Origin of the sequence: Corynebacterium sp. SCR221107, from assembly GCF_027886475.1 — a bacterium.
Taxonomy (GTDB): domain Bacteria; phylum Actinomycetota; class Actinomycetes; order Mycobacteriales; family Mycobacteriaceae; genus Corynebacterium.
Genome location: NZ_CP115670.1, coordinates 1,965,681 through 1,985,467 on the forward strand (window position 1 = coordinate 1,965,681; position 19,787 = coordinate 1,985,467).

At 61.1% G+C, this 19,787-nt stretch carries 10 protein-coding genes; all 10 read right to left on the bottom strand.

Annotated features, from left to right (window positions below; genetic code table 11):
- Positions 1-129: 129 nt before the first annotated feature.
- On the bottom strand, positions 130-1,725 hold the full coding sequence (gene ffh, locus PAB09_RS08495; protein ID WP_271033252.1) for a signal recognition particle protein: 1,596 nt from the start codon (positions 1,723-1,725) through the stop codon (positions 130-132).
- Between the two features lie 80 nt (positions 1,726-1,805).
- Complete coding sequence (locus PAB09_RS08500; RefSeq protein ID WP_271033253.1) at positions 1,806-3,950, bottom strand: [protein-PII] uridylyltransferase; 2,145 nt, start codon at positions 3,948-3,950, stop codon at positions 1,806-1,808.
- A 137-nt stretch (positions 3,951-4,087) separates the two neighbouring features.
- The gene (gene glnK, locus PAB09_RS08505; protein WP_271033254.1) at positions 4,088-4,426 is read right to left on the bottom strand and encodes a P-II family nitrogen regulator GlnK; all 339 of its coding nucleotides are present in this window, start codon (positions 4,424-4,426) and stop codon (positions 4,088-4,090) included.
- Between the two features lie 396 nt (positions 4,427-4,822).
- Entirely contained in the window at positions 4,823-6,139 is a 1,317-nt protein-coding gene (locus PAB09_RS08510; RefSeq protein WP_271033255.1) for an ammonium transporter, read from the bottom strand.
- Between the two features lie 585 nt (positions 6,140-6,724).
- Positions 6,725-8,566, bottom strand: coding sequence for a signal recognition particle-docking protein FtsY (gene ftsY / locus PAB09_RS08515; RefSeq protein ID WP_271035349.1), 1,842 nt, complete (start codon positions 8,564-8,566; stop codon positions 6,725-6,727).
- A 140-nt stretch (positions 8,567-8,706) separates the two neighbouring features.
- A complete protein-coding gene (locus tag PAB09_RS08520; protein WP_271033256.1) occupies positions 8,707-12,330 on the bottom strand; it encodes a hypothetical protein in 3,624 nt (1,207 codons plus the stop codon).
- 271 nt (positions 12,331-12,601) lie between these two features.
- Complete coding sequence (smc, locus tag PAB09_RS08525) at positions 12,602-16,141, bottom strand: chromosome segregation protein SMC (protein WP_271033257.1); 3,540 nt, start codon at positions 16,139-16,141, stop codon at positions 12,602-12,604.
- A 120-nt stretch (positions 16,142-16,261) separates the two neighbouring features.
- Positions 16,262-16,558: an acylphosphatase gene (locus PAB09_RS08530; RefSeq protein WP_271033258.1), complete on the bottom strand. Its 297-nt coding sequence runs from the start codon at positions 16,556-16,558 to the stop codon at positions 16,262-16,264.
- 303 nt (positions 16,559-16,861) lie between these two features.
- Positions 16,862-18,337, bottom strand: coding sequence for an alanine/glycine:cation symporter family protein (locus PAB09_RS08535; protein WP_271033259.1), 1,476 nt, complete (start codon positions 18,335-18,337; stop codon positions 16,862-16,864).
- A 268-nt stretch (positions 18,338-18,605) separates the two neighbouring features.
- Positions 18,606-19,508: a bifunctional DNA-formamidopyrimidine glycosylase/DNA-(apurinic or apyrimidinic site) lyase gene (mutM, locus tag PAB09_RS08540; protein ID WP_271033260.1), complete on the bottom strand. Its 903-nt coding sequence runs from the start codon at positions 19,506-19,508 to the stop codon at positions 18,606-18,608.
- Positions 19,509-19,787: the final 279 nt, after the last annotated feature.

A 19,787-nucleotide genomic window follows, 5' to 3' on the forward strand; every position in this document is an offset into this window, starting at 1 on the left:
TTGAACCTCATGCGGCAAACCCGCCAAAGCCCAACCTCGCCAACTATACACAGCACCGCCCACGAACTCCAAAAAGGCGAACGTGGGCGGTTGGGGCTGCCAACCTGTAGACGTCGGAAAGCAAAGAAATTACTTCTTGCCCTGTCCAAAATCGAGGTTATTGAGGTCGATGTTTTCTAGCCCCTTCGGCAGCTTCATGCCGCCGAGGCCCGGCATGCCACCGCCCATGCCCATCTGCTCCTGCATTTTTTGCAGCTCGGCCATATTGGGCATGCCAGCACCCATGCCGGGCATCTGCTGGCGCTGCTTGACCGGCTTACGCTTGCCATTTTTGCCCTTGCGCCCCTTGGGCTTCTTCTTGGTGGCCGAACGCCCCATAGGCCCCATGCCCATCTGACCGGCCATCTTGCCCATCATCTTCTTAGCCTCGAAGAAGCGCTCGACCAGCTGGTTGACCTCAGCGACGCTCACGCCGGATCCGTTGGCGATGCGCTTGCGGCGCGAAGCGTTCAAGATCTTGGGATCCTCGCGCTCGGCAGGAGTCATGCCTCGGATGATGGCTTGCACACGGTCAAGCTGCTTCTCATCGACCATGTCGGCAATCTGGTTCATCTGCTTGCCACCCGGCAGCATCTTCAAGATGTTGCCAATGGGGCCCATGCGCCGGATCATGAGCATCTGGTTAAGGAAGTCCTCCAGCGTCAGCTCACCCGTGCCAAGCTTCTGCGCGGTCTCCAGAGCCTGTTCCTGATCGAGGGTCTTTTCAGCCTGCTCGATAAGGGTGAGCACGTCGCCCATACCGAGGATGCGGCTGGACATGCGCTGCGGGTGGAAGACATCGAAGTCCTCCAGCTTCTCGCCCGTGGAGGCAAACAAAATGGGCTTGCCGGTGACCTCGCGGATTGACAGGGCCGCACCGCCGCGGGCATCGCCGTCGAGCTTGGTCAAAACAACACCGGTAAAGTCCACGCCATCACGGAAGGCCTGGGCGGTGTTCACCGCGTCCTGGCCGATCATGGCGTCGATGACGAAGAGCACCTCGTCGGGGTTGATGGCGTCGCGGATGTTGCGGGCCTGGGTCATAAGCACCTCGTCGATGCCCAAGCGGCCGGCGGTATCGACGATGACGACGTCGCGTTGCTGACGGCGCGCCTCCTCGATACCGGCCTGTGCTACGGCCACGGGGTCGCCGTGGGAGGTGCCCATCTCGTGCTCGAGGGAGTCAATGGAGGTGCCGGGGTCGGGGGCAAAGGTGGGAACGCCCGCACGCTCGCCGACGATCTGGAGCTGCTGGACGGCGCCCGGGCGCTGCAGGTCACACGCCACCAGCATCGGGGTGTGCCCCTGCTCGGTGAGGTATTTGGCCAGCTTTCCGGCCAAGGTTGTCTTACCTGCGCCCTGGAGGCCGGCGAGCATGATCACCGTCGGCGGATTCTTCGCAAGGTTCAGACGGCGGGTCTCCCCGCCCAGGATCTCCGTGAGCTCCTGGTCGACGATCTTGATGATCTGTTCGGCCGGGTTGAGGGCCTTGGAGACCTCCACGCCGAGCGCGCGCTCCTTGATGCGTTTGATGAAGCCGCGTACCACGGGCAGCGAGACGTCGGCCTCGAGCAGGGCGAGACGGATCTCACGAGCCACTGCGTTGATATCGGCCTCTGTCACCTTGCCCTTGGAACGCAGTCCGGACAGGGCTTGGCCGAGACGATCGGACAATGACTCAAACACGGTTTCCTACTCCTTATTAATTGACCTCGCGTAAGCCACCGTAGGCGTCGGCAAGCGCAAACAAGCTAAACACATACATGCTAGCGGTTTGCCAGCGCTTTGGACACTTCCCGCTCCACGACGGCGCGGTCGAAGCCCGGCTCGAGGGCACACTGGACGATCATGGTGGCGCCGGGGTTGTGCATTTTCAGCCATCGAAGCCGCGGCAACACCCCGATGAGAGTGCCGAGCGCGCCACGCCGATCGGTGGTCCGAACCTCGAGGACGTCCTCGTCCCAGAAGGTGGCAGTTAGCCCTCCCCCGATCGGCGGGATCGCGGAAAACACCCCGGACAGGTAGGTCTGGCGCAGCTCGTCTTCGTCGTAGCCGGTGCCGAGCGTGTTGTATACGCGCATCGACAGCTCGACGCGCCGGTCGTCGGGCACATCGGCGTCCTCCGGATGCACGACGAGGCTGGCCTCGTCAATGTTCCAGCTCTTATTCGCCAAGATGGCAAAGACGCGCACGCTTTCCCGCAGATAGCTTCCTCGCCAGCCGAGCGTTGCCGTCGTTTCGGCCTCAGAGGTCATTGCCCTTCGCTTATCGACGGCCAAGGTCAGCGGACCAGAGGTGGTCACCACCGGCGGGGTTGGGGTGATGCGGTTCAGGCGCGCCCGCGCGCGCGAGCACAGGGTGCGCAAGCCCATACGCAGTGCTGGGCTAAACACGCCAGGACCAGTACCCAGCGAGTCGGCCTCCACCAGTGCTTCCATGAGATCGACGGTCAGCACGTCGTAGCCGAGCGCGTCGAGCATGGCAGCCAGCGCCTCATCGGAGGTAGGGTCCATGGTGGTCGCGATCTGCGGGATGCGGGTGTGCTGCGCGACGAGCGTTTCCACTACCCGCTCGTCCTGAGGGCTAAGCCCCAAACGTTGCGCCGCCCGCTTGACGAACTCGGCACCGACCTCCTCGTGCGGGCGATCATAACCCTTTCCGATGTCGTGGTAGAGCGCCGCAAGGTAGAGCAAGTCAGGGCGGGCAACATTGACGCCCTGGGCGGCACAGTTGGCGACCACCACCAGCGAGTGCTGGTCGATGGTGTGAATGTGGATGGGTTCGCGAGGCATGAGCCCTCGAATGTGCTCCCACTCTGGAACCAGGCCGTCCCACAGTCCATATTCTTCGAGCTTGGCCACCACCCGGGCAGTGTTTTCTGAGGAGCTCAACACCGTGATAAAGTCGCTGGCGACCACGGGGGTCAAGCGCTCGGGAAGCGGTGGCACCGTCTGCAGTCTCTTCCACGTCGCCTCGGTCACGGGCAAGCCCGTGCGTGATGCCGCGGCGGCCACGCGCAGCGGTAGGCCGGGGTCAGTGAGATCAGGCTTGCGCGAGAGCGTGATCTCCCCGTCCACGTCGACGACGTCCGCGTCGATGGGCCTGCGGACGGTGCGTCGGATACCGGTTCGGCGAGGCAACACGTTGCGGGCGAGGTTGAGGGAGGTAGTCAACTCGTCGTCGATGCGTTTGGATGCCTGCGCAAGCGCGCGCGATAGCTCGTAGCGGTCGGCGTAGCCGAGGTCCAACGCGACATCCACGGCAAACTCAGGATCAAGCACATCGCGGGAGCGACCGGCGTGCATGTGTAACAGCGTTCGAGTGTCGAGCAGGAGGCGCCGTTCGTCGTCAAGCTGGGCGCGGTTGCAGAGGTTGGCCAGCGCGAGGGCGTTGATGAGATCGAGGTCGCGCAGTCCACCCCGGCCGTGTTTGAGGTCGGGGCGCGTCATCGTCACCACTGAGCCGGAGCGACGCCACCTGGCGATGGCCGTATCGACGACAGAGTTGAAGTTCTTCTTTACTTCACGCCGCCAGGTGTCGAGCACCATTCGTCGCGTCTTCAGCGAAAGCTCCTCGTCGCCCGCCACATGACGCAGGTCGAGTAGGGCAAGTGCTGCTGTCGCGTCCTCGGATATCATGGCCGCGCACTCGTCAGGGGTGCGCACGGAGTAGTCCAGGCGCATCTTGGCATCCCAGATCGGGTACCACACTTGTTCGACTTCTGCTTGTTCGAGGTCGCCCGAGTGAATGAGGACCAGATCGAGGTCGGAGTACGGGGTCATCTCGTCGCGGGCGAGCGAGCCGGTGGCTGCCAAGGCTGTGCCAGGGGGTAAAACCAAAGAACCCAGCAGGGACAAGGCCTTGTTGTTGGCCTCGGTCCTCAGCTGGGCTGGGTAGAAGGTGGTGTTCACTTTTCTAACTATTGTCCTTCTGCATGGAAAGTTTTCCCTGCGGTACTTTCTCAAAGCGCAAGCGGGGGCACATACGCTGCACGATGGCTGCGTAGGGCGTCGGCAAGCATGCGCCTTCAAGCACGAGCAAGTTCTAACTAGATGGCAGAGCTACCGCGCTCGCCGGTGCGGACGCGAACCAGCTCCTCGACCGGGGTGACCCACACCTTGCCGTCACCGATCTTGCCCGTGTGGGCGGTGTCGACGATGGCGGTGATGACCTCTTCGACTGCGGCGTCATCAATGACGATCTCCAGCTTCACCTTCGGCACGAAATCGACGGCGTATTCTGCGCCGCGGTAGACCTCGGTGTGACCCTTCTGCTGACCGAAGCCCTGCGTCTCGGTCACGGTCATACCATGAACGCCGACCTGCTCGAGAGCATCCTTAATGTCGCTGAGGGTAAAAGGCTTAACGATGGCTGTCACGAGCTTCATAAAAGTCTCCTTGAGTTAATAAGTTTGTGAGGCAATCTCCCCGCGCAGGCGAACACGGGATTGTCAGCCTCCAACTTAAGATCGCCTGGGGCTTAGCAGCCGCGGTGTTTCACGACTGCCCAGCGTGATCCGCATGCATTCCACAATACGTGCTGTTCACAGCTTACGCATGAACACCTACGATGTGACATCGAATCTCTAGTTTCATTCACGCCCCGCCGCCTGTGGGTTTCCGTAACAGTTACGCATGTGACGGTTACGCTTCCGCGCTTTCCGACGGCTACCTGGCGACCGCCAGGTAGCGGGATGTGACAAGTGAGTTTTTGAAGTTAGCATGCCTTCCCCAGAGTTGGGATTGTACGGAAGGGATGTACTGAGGAAGGCAAGTGTGTGCGCTTAGCGAATCTCGGGCCCTGCGGTGTCGTAGGCGGATTCACCGTGCTGGTGGAAGTCGATGCCGAAGGACTCTTCTTCATCGGTAACCCGCCAGCCCATGGTGGCCTTGATGGCGTAAGCGATAATCGCTGCGATAACGCCAGCGAAGATGCAGGCGACCAGGGCGATGACGATCTGAACCACGAAGAGCTTGAAGCCGTCTGCGCCGCCGCCGGTCAAGAGGCCGGAGCCGTCCGCGAGGAGGCCGACGCCGATGGTGCCCCACAGTCCAGCGACCAGGTGCACGCCGACAACGTCCAAGGAGTCATCGAAGCCGAACTTGTACTTTAGGCCAACACCGTAGGCGGAGAGGACACCGCCGATAGCACCTAAGATGATGGAGGTCACCGGGGTCAGGGCACCTGCTGCCGGGGTGATGGCAACCAGACCCGCGACAATGCCGGAGGCGGCACCCAGCGAGGTGGCGTGACCGTCGCGGATCTTTTCAACCAGCAGCCAGCCCAGCATCGCGGCAGCCGTTGCGGCGGTGGTGTTGACCCACGCCAGGCCAGCCAGGCCGTCGGCGGCAAAAGCGGAACCGCCGTTAAAGCCAAACCATCCAAACCACAGCAGGGCCGCGCCGAGCATGACGAATGGGAGGTTGTGCGGGCGCTGTGGCACGCGTGGGAAGCTGCGGCGCTTGCCGATGATCAAGGCCAGAACCAGCGCGGTGATACCTGCGGAGATGTGGACGACGGTGCCACCGGCGAAGTCGATCGGAGCGATGTTTGCCTCGCCGTCGGTCGTGCCGAACATCCATGCCGCAAAGCCGGTCTCAGCGTGTCCGAGAAGGCCGCCGCCCCAGACCATGTGTGCCAGCGGGAAGTAGACAAACGTTGCCCACAAACCGGCGAACACCATCCAGGAGCTAAACTTCACGCGCTCGGCGAGAGCACCAGAAATCAGTGCCGTCGAGATAACCGCGAAGGTGAGCTGGAATCCGACGTCGATAATGTTGGCGTAGCCGGCAGCGCCTGCAATGTAGTTGCCGTCGGCGTCAGTAATGGAATCCTTCAGGCCGAAGAACTCGAAGGGATTGGCGAAGATTCCTGCGACGTCCTGCGTACCGTAGGACATCGACCAGCCCCACAGGACGTAAATGACCGATACCAGTCCCAATGTACCGAAGGACATCATCATCATATTCAGCACGGACTTCTGCCGGGACATACCACCGTAGAAGAAAGCCAGTGCGGGGGTCATGAGCAAAACGAGTGATGCTGAGATCAGCATCCAGCTTGAGTTTCCTGAAGCCAATGCGACATCATCTGGAGTCATGTCGGGGCCTCCCCTTCTCTTAACACTCTGAAGACGCTTGATGCGCCCTCACCTATTTTTTTTGATTTCGCTACTCGTGAGTGTGGCCCGAAATTCGGTCGTCCCACCTAGGCATGAAGTGCGGCTAAGCAGGGTCGAATCTGTTGCTGGCCACGCCCTTTTCGGCGTCCTCACGGTTTTTAACTATAGACCAACAGATATAAATTTCTATAAAACAACCGATAATTGCGAGGACCGTCACTCGACATTGAAACCCCAGCACCCCACCGGAACCTGGCCACCCCGACCATCACCGCAGCTCAGATTACCTATCGGTCACTAGATACAAACCTTCTTTCCTCCCGCCGGTCCAGCATGAAGCGACTGGGTAACATCCCCCCGCGCTACCCCTGCCCCGCCCCGCAGCGGAAGGCAAAACGATACTTCCCTCCAACAACCGTTCCAACTTGGGCACGCCTGAGCAACAAAAAGCAGCGTGCCGACGCACAATAAACGTCGCCACGCTGCCAGTAAACAATTACCCTAAGCCAAGGGATAAGCATCCTCGCGGTCTCCCCGCGCAATGCTTAGGAAGATGCAATCGGATTACACCCCACCGAGTAAGGCATCCACGAATCCTTCAACCTCAAACGGCGCAAGGTGGTCGGCACCTTCGCCGAGCCCCACGAGTTTCACGGGCACCCCGAGCTCGTTTTGAACACTAAAGACAATGCCGCCCTTCGCGGTGCCGTCGAGCTTCGTCAAGGCGACACCAGTGATTTGTACCGCCTTGGCAAACTCCTTGGCCTGCATCATGCCATTTTGGCCGGTGGTGGCGTCAAGTACGAGCAGAACTTCGTCGACCACTGTCTTCTTTTCGACCACTCGTTTGACCTTGCCAAGCTGGTCCATGAGGTTAGCGGAGTTGTGCAGGCGTCCGGCGGTATCAATAAGCACGACGTCGGCACCGCGACTAATTCCCTCGCTGACTGCGTCGAAAGCCACCGATGCGGGATCGGCGCCTTCCTTGCCACGCACCGTCACCGCGCCTACCCGTCGACCCCACGTTTCGAGCTGGTCGGCTGCCGCCGCACGGAAGGTATCGGCCGCACCGAGCACCACGCTGTGCCCCATCGACACCAATACGCGCGCAAGCTTGCCGGTGGTGGTCGTCTTTCCTGTGCCATTGACACCGACAACGAGGATGACGGCCGGCTTGCCCTCATACGGCATGGCTTTGATGGAACGGTCCATCTCGGGATGCGCAGCCTTAATGAGGCATTCGCGCAGCATCGCGCGCGCCTCCGCCTCGCTGGTAACGCCACGCTCGGCGATCATCTCACGCAGCTCATCGACGACGGTGGCGGTCGTTCCAGAGCCCAGATCAGCCTGCACGAGCTGATCCTCGATGTCTTCCCAGGCATCGTCGTCAAGGTCGCCTGCTGAGATCATGCCCAAGACAGACTTGCCGAACACGTTTTGCGAACGCGACAGGCGACCACGCAAACGCCCGAGGCGACCTGCCGCCGGATCAATTTCGTCAAGCTCGGTGCCCGCCGAGGTCGGTGTGGGCTGGGTCGGTGCATCCACTTCGTGCCTTGCCGACGCAGCCGCCTCCGCAACAGCAGCTGCCGCAGCAGCCGCTTCAGCAGCTTCTTTCGCCTGTGCCTCCGCCTTCGCCTCTTCCTCCGCAGCGGCCTTCGCCTCGGCCTCGGCCTTCAGGCGTGCTTGCTCGGCAGCCTTTGCCGCCGCCTCGGCTGCTGCCTTTTCTTTTGCGGCTTCTTCTGCGGCGGCCTTTTCCTTGGCTACCCGACGAGCCTCTGCCTCAGCTTTGGCCTTGGCCTCCGCTTCTGCAGCGTCCTGGGCGGCCTGAGCTTCAGCCTGGGCCTGGGCCTCTGCCTCGCTGCGCGCTTTTTCTTCTGCTGCCTCTTTCGCCGCCTTGGCCTCGGCGGCCTTCTTCTCCGCTTCCTCTTTCTCGGTTAGGCGACGCGGTGCTGCCTCTGCTTCTGCCTTAGCCTCCTTTTCTGCCTGTGCTGCTGCCTGTGCTTCGGCGTCGGCAACAGCCCTCTCCTGAGGGTGGTCTTCCGGAGTTGGATCGGGAGTGAATTCCTCCAGCTGTTCGAAGGTACCCGGCGCGGCCTCATCGTCCTTGTGTGGCTGCGCGCTGGCTACGTCGTTAAGCGTGCTACCGCCTGGGGTCTGCAGCGGCGGGGAAACCGGGATCTTTTCGGGCTCCGGCTTGGCGGGAGCGAAGTTGAACCCCCCTTGGGCTTGGTAATTTCCAGACTTTTCCTGCTGGGTGAGTTCCTTTTGTTCCTTTTCTTCCTTTGGAGTGAAGCTGACCTTCTTGGCCTTGTTGCGGTTGAGTCCCACGACCAAGACTACGACGGCCAACACCACCACGGCGACAACGATGCCGATAATCACAGAGGTATTCATGCCATCCATACTGGCATTAACGGCAAGCATTTACACCTTTAACGCCCCCACATGAGCAGACGACAGAGTTCATGTGAGGGGAGGGCACGATAACCACGCTGCTCAAAAAGTGGGCGGGAGGTGGTCACCGCAACCGTAACCAGTCGGTATTAGCCGCCAATTCCTTGGTGTTTGACGGCCAAGACCATAGCTTCGGCAGACACGAGATCGGAGGTGACCAGATCTGGGACGATGTCAGCCAGTTTTGCCCAACCACCTGTGACTGCATCCAGGGTCTTCGTGGAGGTAATGAGGCCGTGGGCGTGCATGCGGGCAGCGAGGGCGAGCACGAGCGAGACCACCGGTGCCAGCGACCAGACGTTGTCCCGGGCATCGGTATCTACCCCATCGAGCTTGTCGAAACGAACGCGGGCCATCGCGTACAAGGTGCGATTCGTGCTGCGCAATGTGCGCAACAAAGTAACCGCCGGCTGGATGAGGGATTCGCTCGAAAGCAGGCGTGACAACTGCTCACGGTGATTGAAAGTCTCAAAAACAGCCAGAAGACGCGAGCCATCATCCATGATCGCGCCCGGAACGATGTTGGCGCCTGCGAAGAACATATCCAGGAGGTTTCTTTGCTGGGCCGCGTCCATGCTGGCGATTGCCACGGTGGAACGGTCGATACAGGCGGTGTCCAAGGTGGTGTCGCGGCCGGTTCGCAAAATATCGATGAGGTTGTCACCCGCCAGCTCCGATAGCTGTGCCAAAAGCGCCTTGACCTGCGGGTTGATGGCTCGAGCGGCAAACGCCGCTACGACCGAGTCGGCCAACTTGCGCGCCTTCGGATTGGCAGGCAACTCCGCTGGGTCGTCCTCGGGCTCTTGACTGAGAATGCGGTCGATCTCGCCCATGATTTCCAAGGCGCCGATCCACGTGGCTCGGTGGAAATCCTCCGCCTCGCCATCGGTGTCCTCTGACAAGAACACACAGCGTGCCAACGAGGTTTCCACAATCTTACCGGGCTGTTTCTCGGCGGGCACCAGACTGTTCGATAAGCCCGCAAGCGCTGCGAACGGCTGCGCGCGTAGCACGGCATGGACCGCCTTGCGGGCAGGTCCGGTTGCCTGCCCCATGGTGACCATGTCCCACAACAGCGGCATGACGCTGGCGTCTGTCGGCACCTCCTCGCTTGCACCAGACAAGAATGCAGCCAGGTCTTTCAGTTGTGGATCCGGGTCGGCGAAGTAGCCCTCCTGATTGATGATGAACGCCGATTCGCCTGGGGCGACTGGGGCGTGCAGCGTCATGAAGCGATCGAGGGTATGCAGGCTCACGGCGAGCGCGCCCGCGCCCACCAAGGAATCGGGAAGTTCGATTGCCTCATTGGCCACTGCGAGGGTGCGCGCCGGCGCCCACGGTGCTGTCAGCGGCCATACCCAAGCACCGACGTTTTCGCCGACGCCGGGGGCTACGAGGCGCTTCGGGTTGTCTGGGTCCGCGGAAACGGTAATCTCTGCTGTGCTCTGGATGTCGGCGAGAGCCACCGATACGCGGCGGTCGGTCCGCGGATCCGTCCATTCAAGGTCAATACGTCCCGACGGCATGACCGCCGCCGAGGTGGCGATCCCCTTCAGCGGAGCCAGGTAGGTAAACCCTCCGTCGTTGGAGTGTAGCTTCGTCGTCTTCACAGGTGCACCATGATGGTTGCGCACAGCCACCTTCGGGTCGATGAGTGAACCGGCGGCACGAATGCGCAGCTTTCCCTCGGGGTCAAGCACACGGGGACGCAACATCAAACGGCTTGCCCGCCACATTGGGGGCTCAGTCGTCACTGGAAGCTCGAAGGTAAGCCGGGGCGGACTGAAGCGAAGCGGAAGTTGGTCGCCTTCCTCGGTGGCCACCAAGAAATCAGCGCCGGCGTCGAGCGGGCCGACGACGACGGTGGCAGGTTCGCTGAGGAATTCCTTCTCCCCCGGCTTCATGGTGAGAACTGCATCAGACAGGCCGCCTCCGGAAGGGATGCGGAAGGATCGGCTTGCCCCCGAGATGTCGATGACAGCGCGCGCGCCTTCCACGATGGCAAATTCGTGGCGGAAGGATTCATTGCGCGGCCCGCGCACGCGCACGAGGTACTCGCCCACCCACGGGGCGTCGTAAAGCTCTGGGTCGAACACATGGAACACTCCGCCTTCGGCCGGTACTTCCAACGGTTCTGGCTGGGTGATTTCCTCGCCCGCGTTGGACACTCCTGCGTAGGAAGAAATCGACAGGTACCAGGTTTCAGTTTGACCCGACAACGTCGGCGGGAACTCTGCCAATAGCGACTGGTTGTACACCTCCAAGCCGGATGAGGAGTTGAGACAGTCGATTGGCTGGCCGGGGTTGCGGAAGATGACGCGCTGGCGCGGGTCGATGGAGCGCACCGTATCCATGGACACATTAGCCCCCGGTGCGACCGCTGCCAGTGAGGCTGCCGACTCCACGTTAAGGGCGTGGCAGCGCCAACCATCCCAGCCCTCGACGGCGCTGGTGGCGTCGGCAAGCAAATCGGTACCGGCAACGACGTCGCGCAGGCTGACTTCCTCGGGGACAATGACGCGGAGGAATTGGTGGTGCAGGCTGACCTTGTCGGTGACGTTGTTGCCGCTGCGCGTAAAGATAAGGATCGCGTCATCGGAGTTGATCACCGGCACCGTCCAGGTGATCCCGTGCGTCAGGTCCTGAACAGTGACCTCGCGAACTGGATGATCAAGGGTGATGTCGAGTGACTCGGAGAAGCCGGAGGTGTCCCCCCACACGCTGCCGGTGCGATACACCTTCGTCGTGCCTTCCACGGACACACGCCAGGTCACCTCGGGGGGCAGCCCCTCTTCGGCTTCGGGGAGGCGCTGCTCGGGCAGACGCAGGCAGATGCGGCCACGGTTGTCGTCGAAAAGGATGCGCGGGCGCATTTCGCGGCTGGCCACGCCCACGGCGGATTCGCGGTTGACCGTGCCCACTGGACGCTCACGTAGCTCTCCTGCCACTGTTTCCTCGATCTGCGCTGGCAGGACGGGGCTCAGCTTCGAACGGTTGCGGTCGAACCATGAGTCAGGGTGGATGAGGGCAAACTCGCGCAGCGCTAGCACACCTGCCAGGATCTCTCGTGCTGACTCCACGCCGAGGTTGATCGCCGTGGCGAAGTAATTCTCGCCCGCAGCGGCCCCGATGACCGGCAGCAAGGTTGCTACCTTTTCGTCGGCCGACGTTGCAGCACCAGCAGACACATCTGCATCCGCCTCGTCATCGCTGGTCAGTGGCAGGTGCGTGTCGATCGTCTCGAGCAAACCGGGTAGTTCGTTGTTGAGCAGCCCGGCATGAATCGCTAAAAGCGACAAGACGTCGAGTCCTTCTGGGTGAATGAGGTCGAAGGAATCAAGGGCGCCGGGGACAAACTCCTCGATGAGCTGGTCAGCTTCGGCGAAACCTTGCGGATCCAGTCCTAATCCGCCTAGGAATTCGGCGGCGAAATGCTCTGGGTCAACTAATTCCTGTGCCCGCGAGACCAGCGCGATGAGCGTCAGCGCCGGCGAGAGCCCCATGAGCGCCTTGAGGTTGGAGCCTGCCGCTAACTGGCGGGAAAGGAAGATGCCGTAGAGGCGTTCGATGCGCTCGAGTTCGTCCAATCGAAGGCCGACGTGTGCGACGGTATCCACACCACCTAGCTTTTGTGCCAAGACTAACTCGCTGGTCGATGCCCAGCCCAACAGACTGTCCTGCATATCGGTGATTGGATGCACAGGCTCACTCATGTGTTTCTCCCCTTGGGTAGATGATTTATCGTCCGCTTCACAGTGTTTCATTACCGCGCCCCCACCGCAGTGCGGCAAATCAGATGAGTCTTTAAGAAACTCTTTGACGAGGCGCTGGCGTGGACCCATCAATTTAAAGCACAAAGCACCATTTTTAGCACGAGCGACGGGTCCGTTTCGCTCCGGGGTAACCGAGATCGCACTTCGGTGCTACCGCACTGGTGCGCACCAATTCGTGCTTTCCGACGCCCAGAGGTTGCCTGCAGCGCGCCTACCTTGTGCCTTCCGCGTGGTCATTGTCCGCGTTCGTGGTTGCCGCTTCGTGTGATGGTGGCTCATGTAATGGTGGCTCGGAAGGCTTCTCCACAGCGCGCATGCGCTGGGAGATCACCCTGGTCACGCCGTCGCCACGCATCGTCACGCCATAGAGGACGTTGGCCACGTCCATCGTCGGCTTTTGGTGGGTGATGACGATGAGCTGTGAATCGTTGCGCAGTTGTTCAAACAGGGCGATCAAGCGGCGCAGGTTCACGTCGTCAAGCGCGGCCTCGACCTCGTCCATGACGTAGAACGGCGACGGGCGCGCCCTAAAGATCGCGACCAGCATCGCGAGCGCGGTCAGCGACTTCTCGCCGCCGGACAGCAGCGAAAGCCGTTTGACCTTCTTGCCCGGCGGGCGTGCCTCAACCTCGATGCCTGTCGCCAGCATGTCATCGGGATCGGTAAGCACCAGGCGGCCTTCGCCACCCGGGAACAGCGTGTCGAAGACCCTCGGGAATTCAGCCTCCACATCATGCCAGGCGTCGGTAAACAATTGCAGGATTCGATCGTCGACGTCGTCGATGACACCGATCAGGTCCTTGCGCGCCTGCTCGACGTCGGCAAGCTGCGTGGATAAGAACTCGTAGCGTTCCTCTAAGGCCTTGAACTCCTCGAGGGCCAAGGGGTTCACCTTGCCCAGCGCCGTAAGGTCCTTTTCGGCCTGCTTCGCGCGGGCTCTTTCGGCCTGCACATCGAAATCGGGGCCCGGAGTGTAATCCTGCAAGATGTCGGCAACGGAGATGCCTAGTTGTTCAACAAGCTTGGCCTGAGCTTCCTCCATGCGCACCTGGGCCTGCGATTGTGCGATTTCCATGGCATGCGCGTTATCACTAAGGCGATCGAGCTGGCTGCGCAGCGCATGGACGGCATCCTTACTTCGGGCGACTTTTGCTGTGCAGGCATTGCGCGCGGCCACTGCCTGCTCCCGCTCGGCGGTAGCACGTTCGAGCGCATCGCCGACTCGGGCACCCACCTCGCTGGACTTGCGGGCCACCACCTCAGCCAACGCCGCCTGTTGCCGCCTGCGTTGCATCGTCTGCTCGTGGCGGGCTTTGGCTTGGCGCTCGTGGTGTGCTTGCCGACGCAGACTGTCGCCGCGTCCGCGCGCCTGATCTGCTTTGTCGCGCGCCGACTGCAGCGCCAGGCTCGCCTCCATCTCCATCGCGCGTATCTGGGCTAGCGCCGCGGCGGCCTCGTCGCGCTCGGCGGTCGACGGCTCCAGGTCTGGCTCGTCGTCGTTGACACGGGCAAGCCGGTCGCGGGTGTGCTCCAATTGTTCTTTAAGCTGTGCAAGCCGAACGTCGGAGTCGGTAGCGCGCGCCGCGATGCGCTCGTGCTCCTGCATCTGCGATTGCAGTTGCTTGGACAGCCGCGCGTGGTCACGCTGGAGTGCCTGAATCTGCGACTCCTGATCGCGCAGCGCTGCCGTCGCTCGCGCGGCGTGGACTCGTGCATCGCTGGCGGCAGTCTGGGCACCATCGAACGTGCCCGACAGCTCCTCAAGCTGGGCTCGGGCGAGTGTGAGCGCCTGAGTGGCCTGCTCGATGTCGGCGAAGATCTCCACGGAGGTCGTTACCGTTTTCCCGAGCTGAATCCAGCCATGTCCCGCTAGGATTCCCGAGGTTGTCACAGCCCGCAGGCGTGGTTCTGCCTCAATGACTGCCCTGGCCTGGGCGAGCGATTCGGTGACCACGACGTCGGCAAGCAGACGGGTGATGGCAGCCTCAACGTGGGGTTGTAGCCGCAGGGCGTCGAGTAGCCAGGTCACCCCCGCAGGCAGGTCTATATCTAGGCGCCATCCTTGCCCTGGCGTGGATTCTATAAACGTGGTGCGCGCGATGTTGAGCTCTTCCGCACGAGCAATCACCTCATCAAGCTCGCCGGTGACCGCTTCGGCGACACTGCCTAGGGCCGCTGCGGTGGCTTGTTCGAATCCTCGCTCCACCCCCATCGCTTGCGACAGCGTGCCAAAAGTGCCCAGCGCCTCAAATTCTCCCGATTGAGTTGGGTTCGGGACCGTCGACTGCAAAGTTTCAATGCGCGACTCGAGGCGAGAAACATCACGTTCCCTATCGCGCTGGTGGGCACGCAGTTGTTCCAAGCGTTTATCGGCGGCCTCCGACTCGGCAGCAGCGCGCACATGTGCCTCGCGCGCACTCGCCGCCTCGGCCTCGTATTCGTCAAGCGCGTCGGTGACGGATTGCAGCTCTTGTTCGAGTGCGCGCACGCGGGCACGGGATTGTTCCACCACCTCCTCGTGGCGGGCAATCTCGTTCTCAACGCCTGTCACCTGGGCGCTCAACGACTCCTCGGCAGCGACCAAGCGAACTACGCCTTCGCGGCGATCGGCGATCGCACGCACCCGAGCGAGATGCTCCCGATCGGCCTCGTGGGCAGCCTGCTCGCGGTCGGCGCGTTCCTCGCGAATTCCTTCGAGACGTTCGGAGGCGATCTCCACGGCCTGCTCGAGTTGCTCGAGTTCGGCATCTGCCCGGTCGGCGCGAGCGGCCAACTCATCGGGGTCGGGGCCAAGGTATTCCACGATCTGCAGACCCTCGACGCGATCCCTGGCGATACGCATCGTGGCAGCCACGCGTTCTGCTAGGGCGGAAAGCTCGAACCAGAGTTGCTGGGCTTGCTCGGCGGCCGGTGTTGCTAGCGCTAGTTCCTGTTCGGCTTCGAGCTGGTGTCCTGTCGCTTCCTCGAGCTGTTCAGTAAGAGTTTCGACCTGCTCGAGAAGCATCTGGGCCTGCGACTGGGTATTGGCGAGCTTTTCTTGCAGCTCGACGAGCTGGTGGCCTGCGAGCTTCAGGCGGGCATCACGCAGGTCCGCCTGAACCGTAGCGGCGCGCTTGGCGGCCTCCGCTTGGCGGGCCAGGGGCTTGAGCTGGCGGCCGAGCTCCTTGGTCAGATCGGTGAGGCGATCGAGGTTCGCCTGCATGTTGACCAGCTTGCGTTGGGCTTTTTCCTTGCGGCGGCGGTGCTTGAGCACACCCGCAGCCTCCTCGATATAGGCACGCCGATCCTCCGGGCGCGACTCGAGAATTAGGGCAAGTCGCCCCTGCCCCACGATGACGTGCATTTCACGACCGATGCCGGAGTCTGACAGCAGCTCCTGGATGTCCATGAGTCGGGCTTTTGCACCGTTGATCTCGTACTCGCTGGCGCCGTCGCGAAACATGCGCCTGGTAACCGATACTTCACGGTAGTCAATCGGCAGCGCGCCGTCGGAGTTGTCGATCGTCAGTGTTACTTCGGCGCGGCCGAGCGGCTTCCGATCGCCTGCGCCGGCGAAGATGACATCTTCCATCTTTCCGCCGCGCAGCGTCTTTGCGCCCTGCTCGCCCATCACCCACGCGAGCGCATCGACGACGTTGGATTTCCCCGATCCATTCGGGCCGACCACGGCGCAGATGCCGGGCTCGAATTTCAGGGTCGTCGCAGACGCGAAGGACTTGAAACCTTTAAGCGTCAGCGACTTGAGATACACCCGTGTCATTCTAGCAGCAGCCAGGCCCAGCCCAACTTCACCCAAATCAGTCCGAGACGACCCCTTCCGAACCCGGCCAGCTGCGCGTCGACCTGCGTCGTCGGAATGAAAATGAAACGGTCACCTCATCTGGAACCCGCTTTCGCCCTTGGCCTGCGACCACCGCTCGATGACGGTATCCACGTGCCCTGGGCGTCGAGGCACCTCCTGATCCGGCGCCGAAAGCCTGCGCAGCAGCTCACGCATCGTGTGGTAATCACCTTCGGCCACGACGCACACCCGGCCATCGATGAGGTTTGTTGCCGAGCCGCGCAGCCCTAGTTCCATCGCCTGCGAATACACCCACCAGCGAAAGCCAACTCCTTGCACGGTGCCATGCACCCACGCGGTCAACCTCGCTACGTCGTCGCTTCCCATCGTGTGTCCTTCCTTTTTTATGTTTTTCGCCTATTCCTCAAGGCGTCGGTGGCCAATTGGTCCTGCCTTTTGCTTTCCGACGTTTCCAGGCCGTAACTTCCCCGCGCCGTTTCCACCATCGCCGCTTATGTTTCCCTTAATCTACGCCCTGCTACGCACTCTTTCATCAAACTCGCGGTGGTGCAGACACCACCTGGTGCCCGGTGGCCTCGATCGCGAGTACTACGAGTGCGAGCCGATAGGCGTCGGAAAGCAAAAAACCCGCAACCAAAAGGCTGGCTGCGGGTAGCAAGCAAGTAAAAGCTAGGAATCGTGGACGGAGGTAATAACCTTGCCACCGCGGTGGGTGACCGGATCAGAGCCATCCCAGCAGCTGATGTTTGCGACCTCGGGAAGCATGTCGCGGTGGAAAACCGGGTCGTAGCCTTGGGCCTTTTGCAGCGAGAAATTCTTTAGCAGCTTCACGGCCACTCCCCCGAGCGGAACGATGGCGATCAAGTTGATCAGCACCATGATGGCCGCGAACGTATCCCCCAGAGCCCATACCAACGGAACAGAGCCGATGGCACCACCGAACACGCACAACATCACGATGACGCGGAATGCCGTCATGACGGAGGTGGATTGGGTGAAGTACTCCAAGTTCGCCTGCGCAAGGTAGTAATTGCCAATCACCGAGGAAAACGCGAGGAAGAACAAGATCAGCGTGATGAAGTGGATACCCCAATCTCCCACCTCTGCGGCCAGGGCTTGCTGGGTCAAAGAGGCGCCTTGCACCTTCTGCCCATAGGTGGGGTTATTGAGCAAAATGATGAAGGCAGTAACAGAACAGACGAGGAGAGTGTCGAAGTATACGCCTAGCGTTTGAACCAATCCTTGCTTGACCGGATGGGACACCGTCGCGGTTGCCGCAGCATTCGGGGCGGAGCCCTGACCTGCTTCGTTGGAGAACAAGCCACGACGCATGCCGTTCATGAAGGCCGCGCCGACGGTGGCTCCGGCGACTTCCTTCAAGCCCAAGGCCTGGCCGACGATGTCGGCAAACATGCCGGGAATCTTGTCCACGTTCATGACTACAACAACGATGCCGATGACAACGTACAGGACCGCCATGACGGGAACAATGACCTGCGTAAAGTTAGCGATGCGGTGGACGCCGCCGAAAATGATCGAACCCGTGATCGCAGCCAAGATAATGCCAACTGCTGCCTTGAAGCCTAGGGAGTCAGTGTTAAACGAGGTGCCCACGGACTCCGCAATCGAGTTGGCCTGGATGGCGTTGTACACGAAGCCATAGGTGATGGTGATGGCAAAGCCGAAGATAACCGCCAAGCCCCGCCAGTTGAGGCCTTTGGTCATGTAGTAGGCAGGCCCGCCGCGATAGGTGCCATCCGGTTCCTTTTCTTTCCACAGCTGCGCAAGCGTCGACTCCACGAAGGCGGTGGCGCCACCTAGCAGGGCGATCATCCACATCCAAAAGACAGCGCCCGGGCCCCCCAAAGTGATTGCAACGGCAACGCCGGCGACGTTGCCCGTGCCCACGCGCGAGGCAGCCGAAATCGTAAAGGCCTTGAACGCAGAAATCCCCTGGACGTCGGTGTCCGGGTCGACGACCTCGTTGCGCTCGGTCACTGCCCGAAACATCTCCGGAATCATGCGGATCTGCACGACGATGGTGCGCACGGCGAAGTACAACCCCGCTGCGATCAGCAGCCACGGGATGACCAACCAGAGGTTGTCGTTGATCACCCCGGTAATGAAGTTTTCAAAACTTGTCATAGTGGGAGATGCTACCGGTTAGCAGCACTGGAGAATAAAATCAATCGACCGTTTGAAATTAAGGGATCCGTCAACCAGAACTCCTCCCTTGTACCGCACTCCCCGCTAGAGCAGGTAGACCGATAAAGTCTCAATCCACCTCACTCGGTCACGACAGGCAAGGAATATTCCACACCCGTCCAAAAATACCCCCACATACCCCCACCGATTATCGTGCGAGGGGGCCCTAAATTATCACTGCGTCTTCATCAATATCGAACAACGCAGCTTAATGGAGCCGCTGGCACGCCGGACACAGATGACTAGAACGGTTACCGAACTGTTCTTTGACGATGAGCGTGCCACACCGCGCACACGGTTGCCCCTGCTGCCCGTAGGCATCGAGCTCAATGTCGAAATATCCGGACTGACCGTTGACGTTGACATACAGTTCGTCGAAGCTGGTGCCGCCCTTAGCCAACGCTGCGGTCATGACCTCAATGCCATTAAGGAGCAGGGACTGAATGACCGGAACGGCCATTCGATTGGCCTTTTGCCTTGGGTGAATCTGCGTGCGCCATAGCATTTCGTCTGCGTAGATGTTGCCGATTCCGGAGACCACCTCCTGATCGAGCAGGAGCTTCTTTATGTCGGTTTTGCGACGCTTCATACGACGCGCCAGCGCAGAGATGTCGACAGTGCGATCCAAGAGATCGGGGGCGATATGCACAAGCGATAAAGGAACGTCCCCGTTCGCGGTCTCCATGATGTCGCTGGGCTGCCAGTAACCAAAGGTGCGCTGATCGACGAACCAGATCTCTTGACCGTCGGAAAGCGTGGCCCGAATCCGCAAGTGCCGGAGATTCTTGTCGTCAAGCCCCGCATGGTTGGGTTGAAGGGGCAGCTCGTAGCGCGATTGGATCTCGTCGGTGTTTTTTATGAGCATCTGGCCGCTCATGCCGAGGTGCACGACCAACGCCGCCCCGTCGTCAAGCACAAACCACATGAACTTACCGCGTCGTTCCACGGAATGGATCTCATGGCCGGCAAGAAAGGCGGCGACCTCCGCGTCGCTGCCCTCATAGTTGCGGATGGCGCGCGGGTTAAATACTTCCACGTTATTAAAGCGCGCACCCTGCACATGATCGCTAAGTCCCCTGCGGACGACCTCCACCTCGGGTAGTTCGGGCATGGAAGGCTCCTTTGCATGAAGACGCTACAAGATTGAAGGCACAGCTCAGCGCGGCAGATTCACTGCCTGCCGCGACAAGGTTGTGCCTCCAGCCTACAAACCTCGTTTCGACTCTGTGGGCAAATTACGCCGAAATCCCGCACCCAGCGCCATCAAAGCCCCCTGACCGGTACGCCTGCGGGCACTCGACTCATGGCACAGGATCTGCACAACAATGATGAGGGTCACTGGGCTTTACATGAGCGTGCCGCCGTCCCAGTGAAGCCAGATTGAAAGACA

Excerpts from the sequence above, each read along its gene's own strand:
- glnK (WP_271033254.1), bottom strand. The coding sequence starts at position 4,426 with ATGAAGCTCGTGACAGCCATCGTTAAGCCTTTTACCCTCAGCGACATT.
- PAB09_RS08510 (WP_271033255.1), bottom strand. The coding sequence starts at position 6,139 with ATGACTCCAGATGATGTCGCATTGGCTTCAGGAAACTCAAGCTGGATG.
- ftsY (WP_271035349.1), bottom strand. The coding sequence starts at position 8,566 with ATGGATGGCATGAATACCTCTGTGATTATCGGCATCGTTGTCGCCGTG.
- PAB09_RS08520 (WP_271033256.1), bottom strand. The coding sequence starts at position 12,330 with ATGAGTGAGCCTGTGCATCCAATCACCGATATGCAGGACAGTCTGTTG.
- PAB09_RS08530 (WP_271033258.1), bottom strand. The coding sequence starts at position 16,558 with ATGGGAAGCGACGACGTAGCGAGGTTGACCGCGTGGGTGCATGGCACC.
- PAB09_RS08535 (WP_271033259.1), bottom strand. The coding sequence starts at position 18,337 with ATGACAAGTTTTGAAAACTTCATTACCGGGGTGATCAACGACAACCTC.
- mutM (WP_271033260.1), bottom strand. The coding sequence starts at position 19,508 with ATGCCCGAACTACCCGAGGTGGAGGTCGTCCGCAGGGGACTTAGCGAT.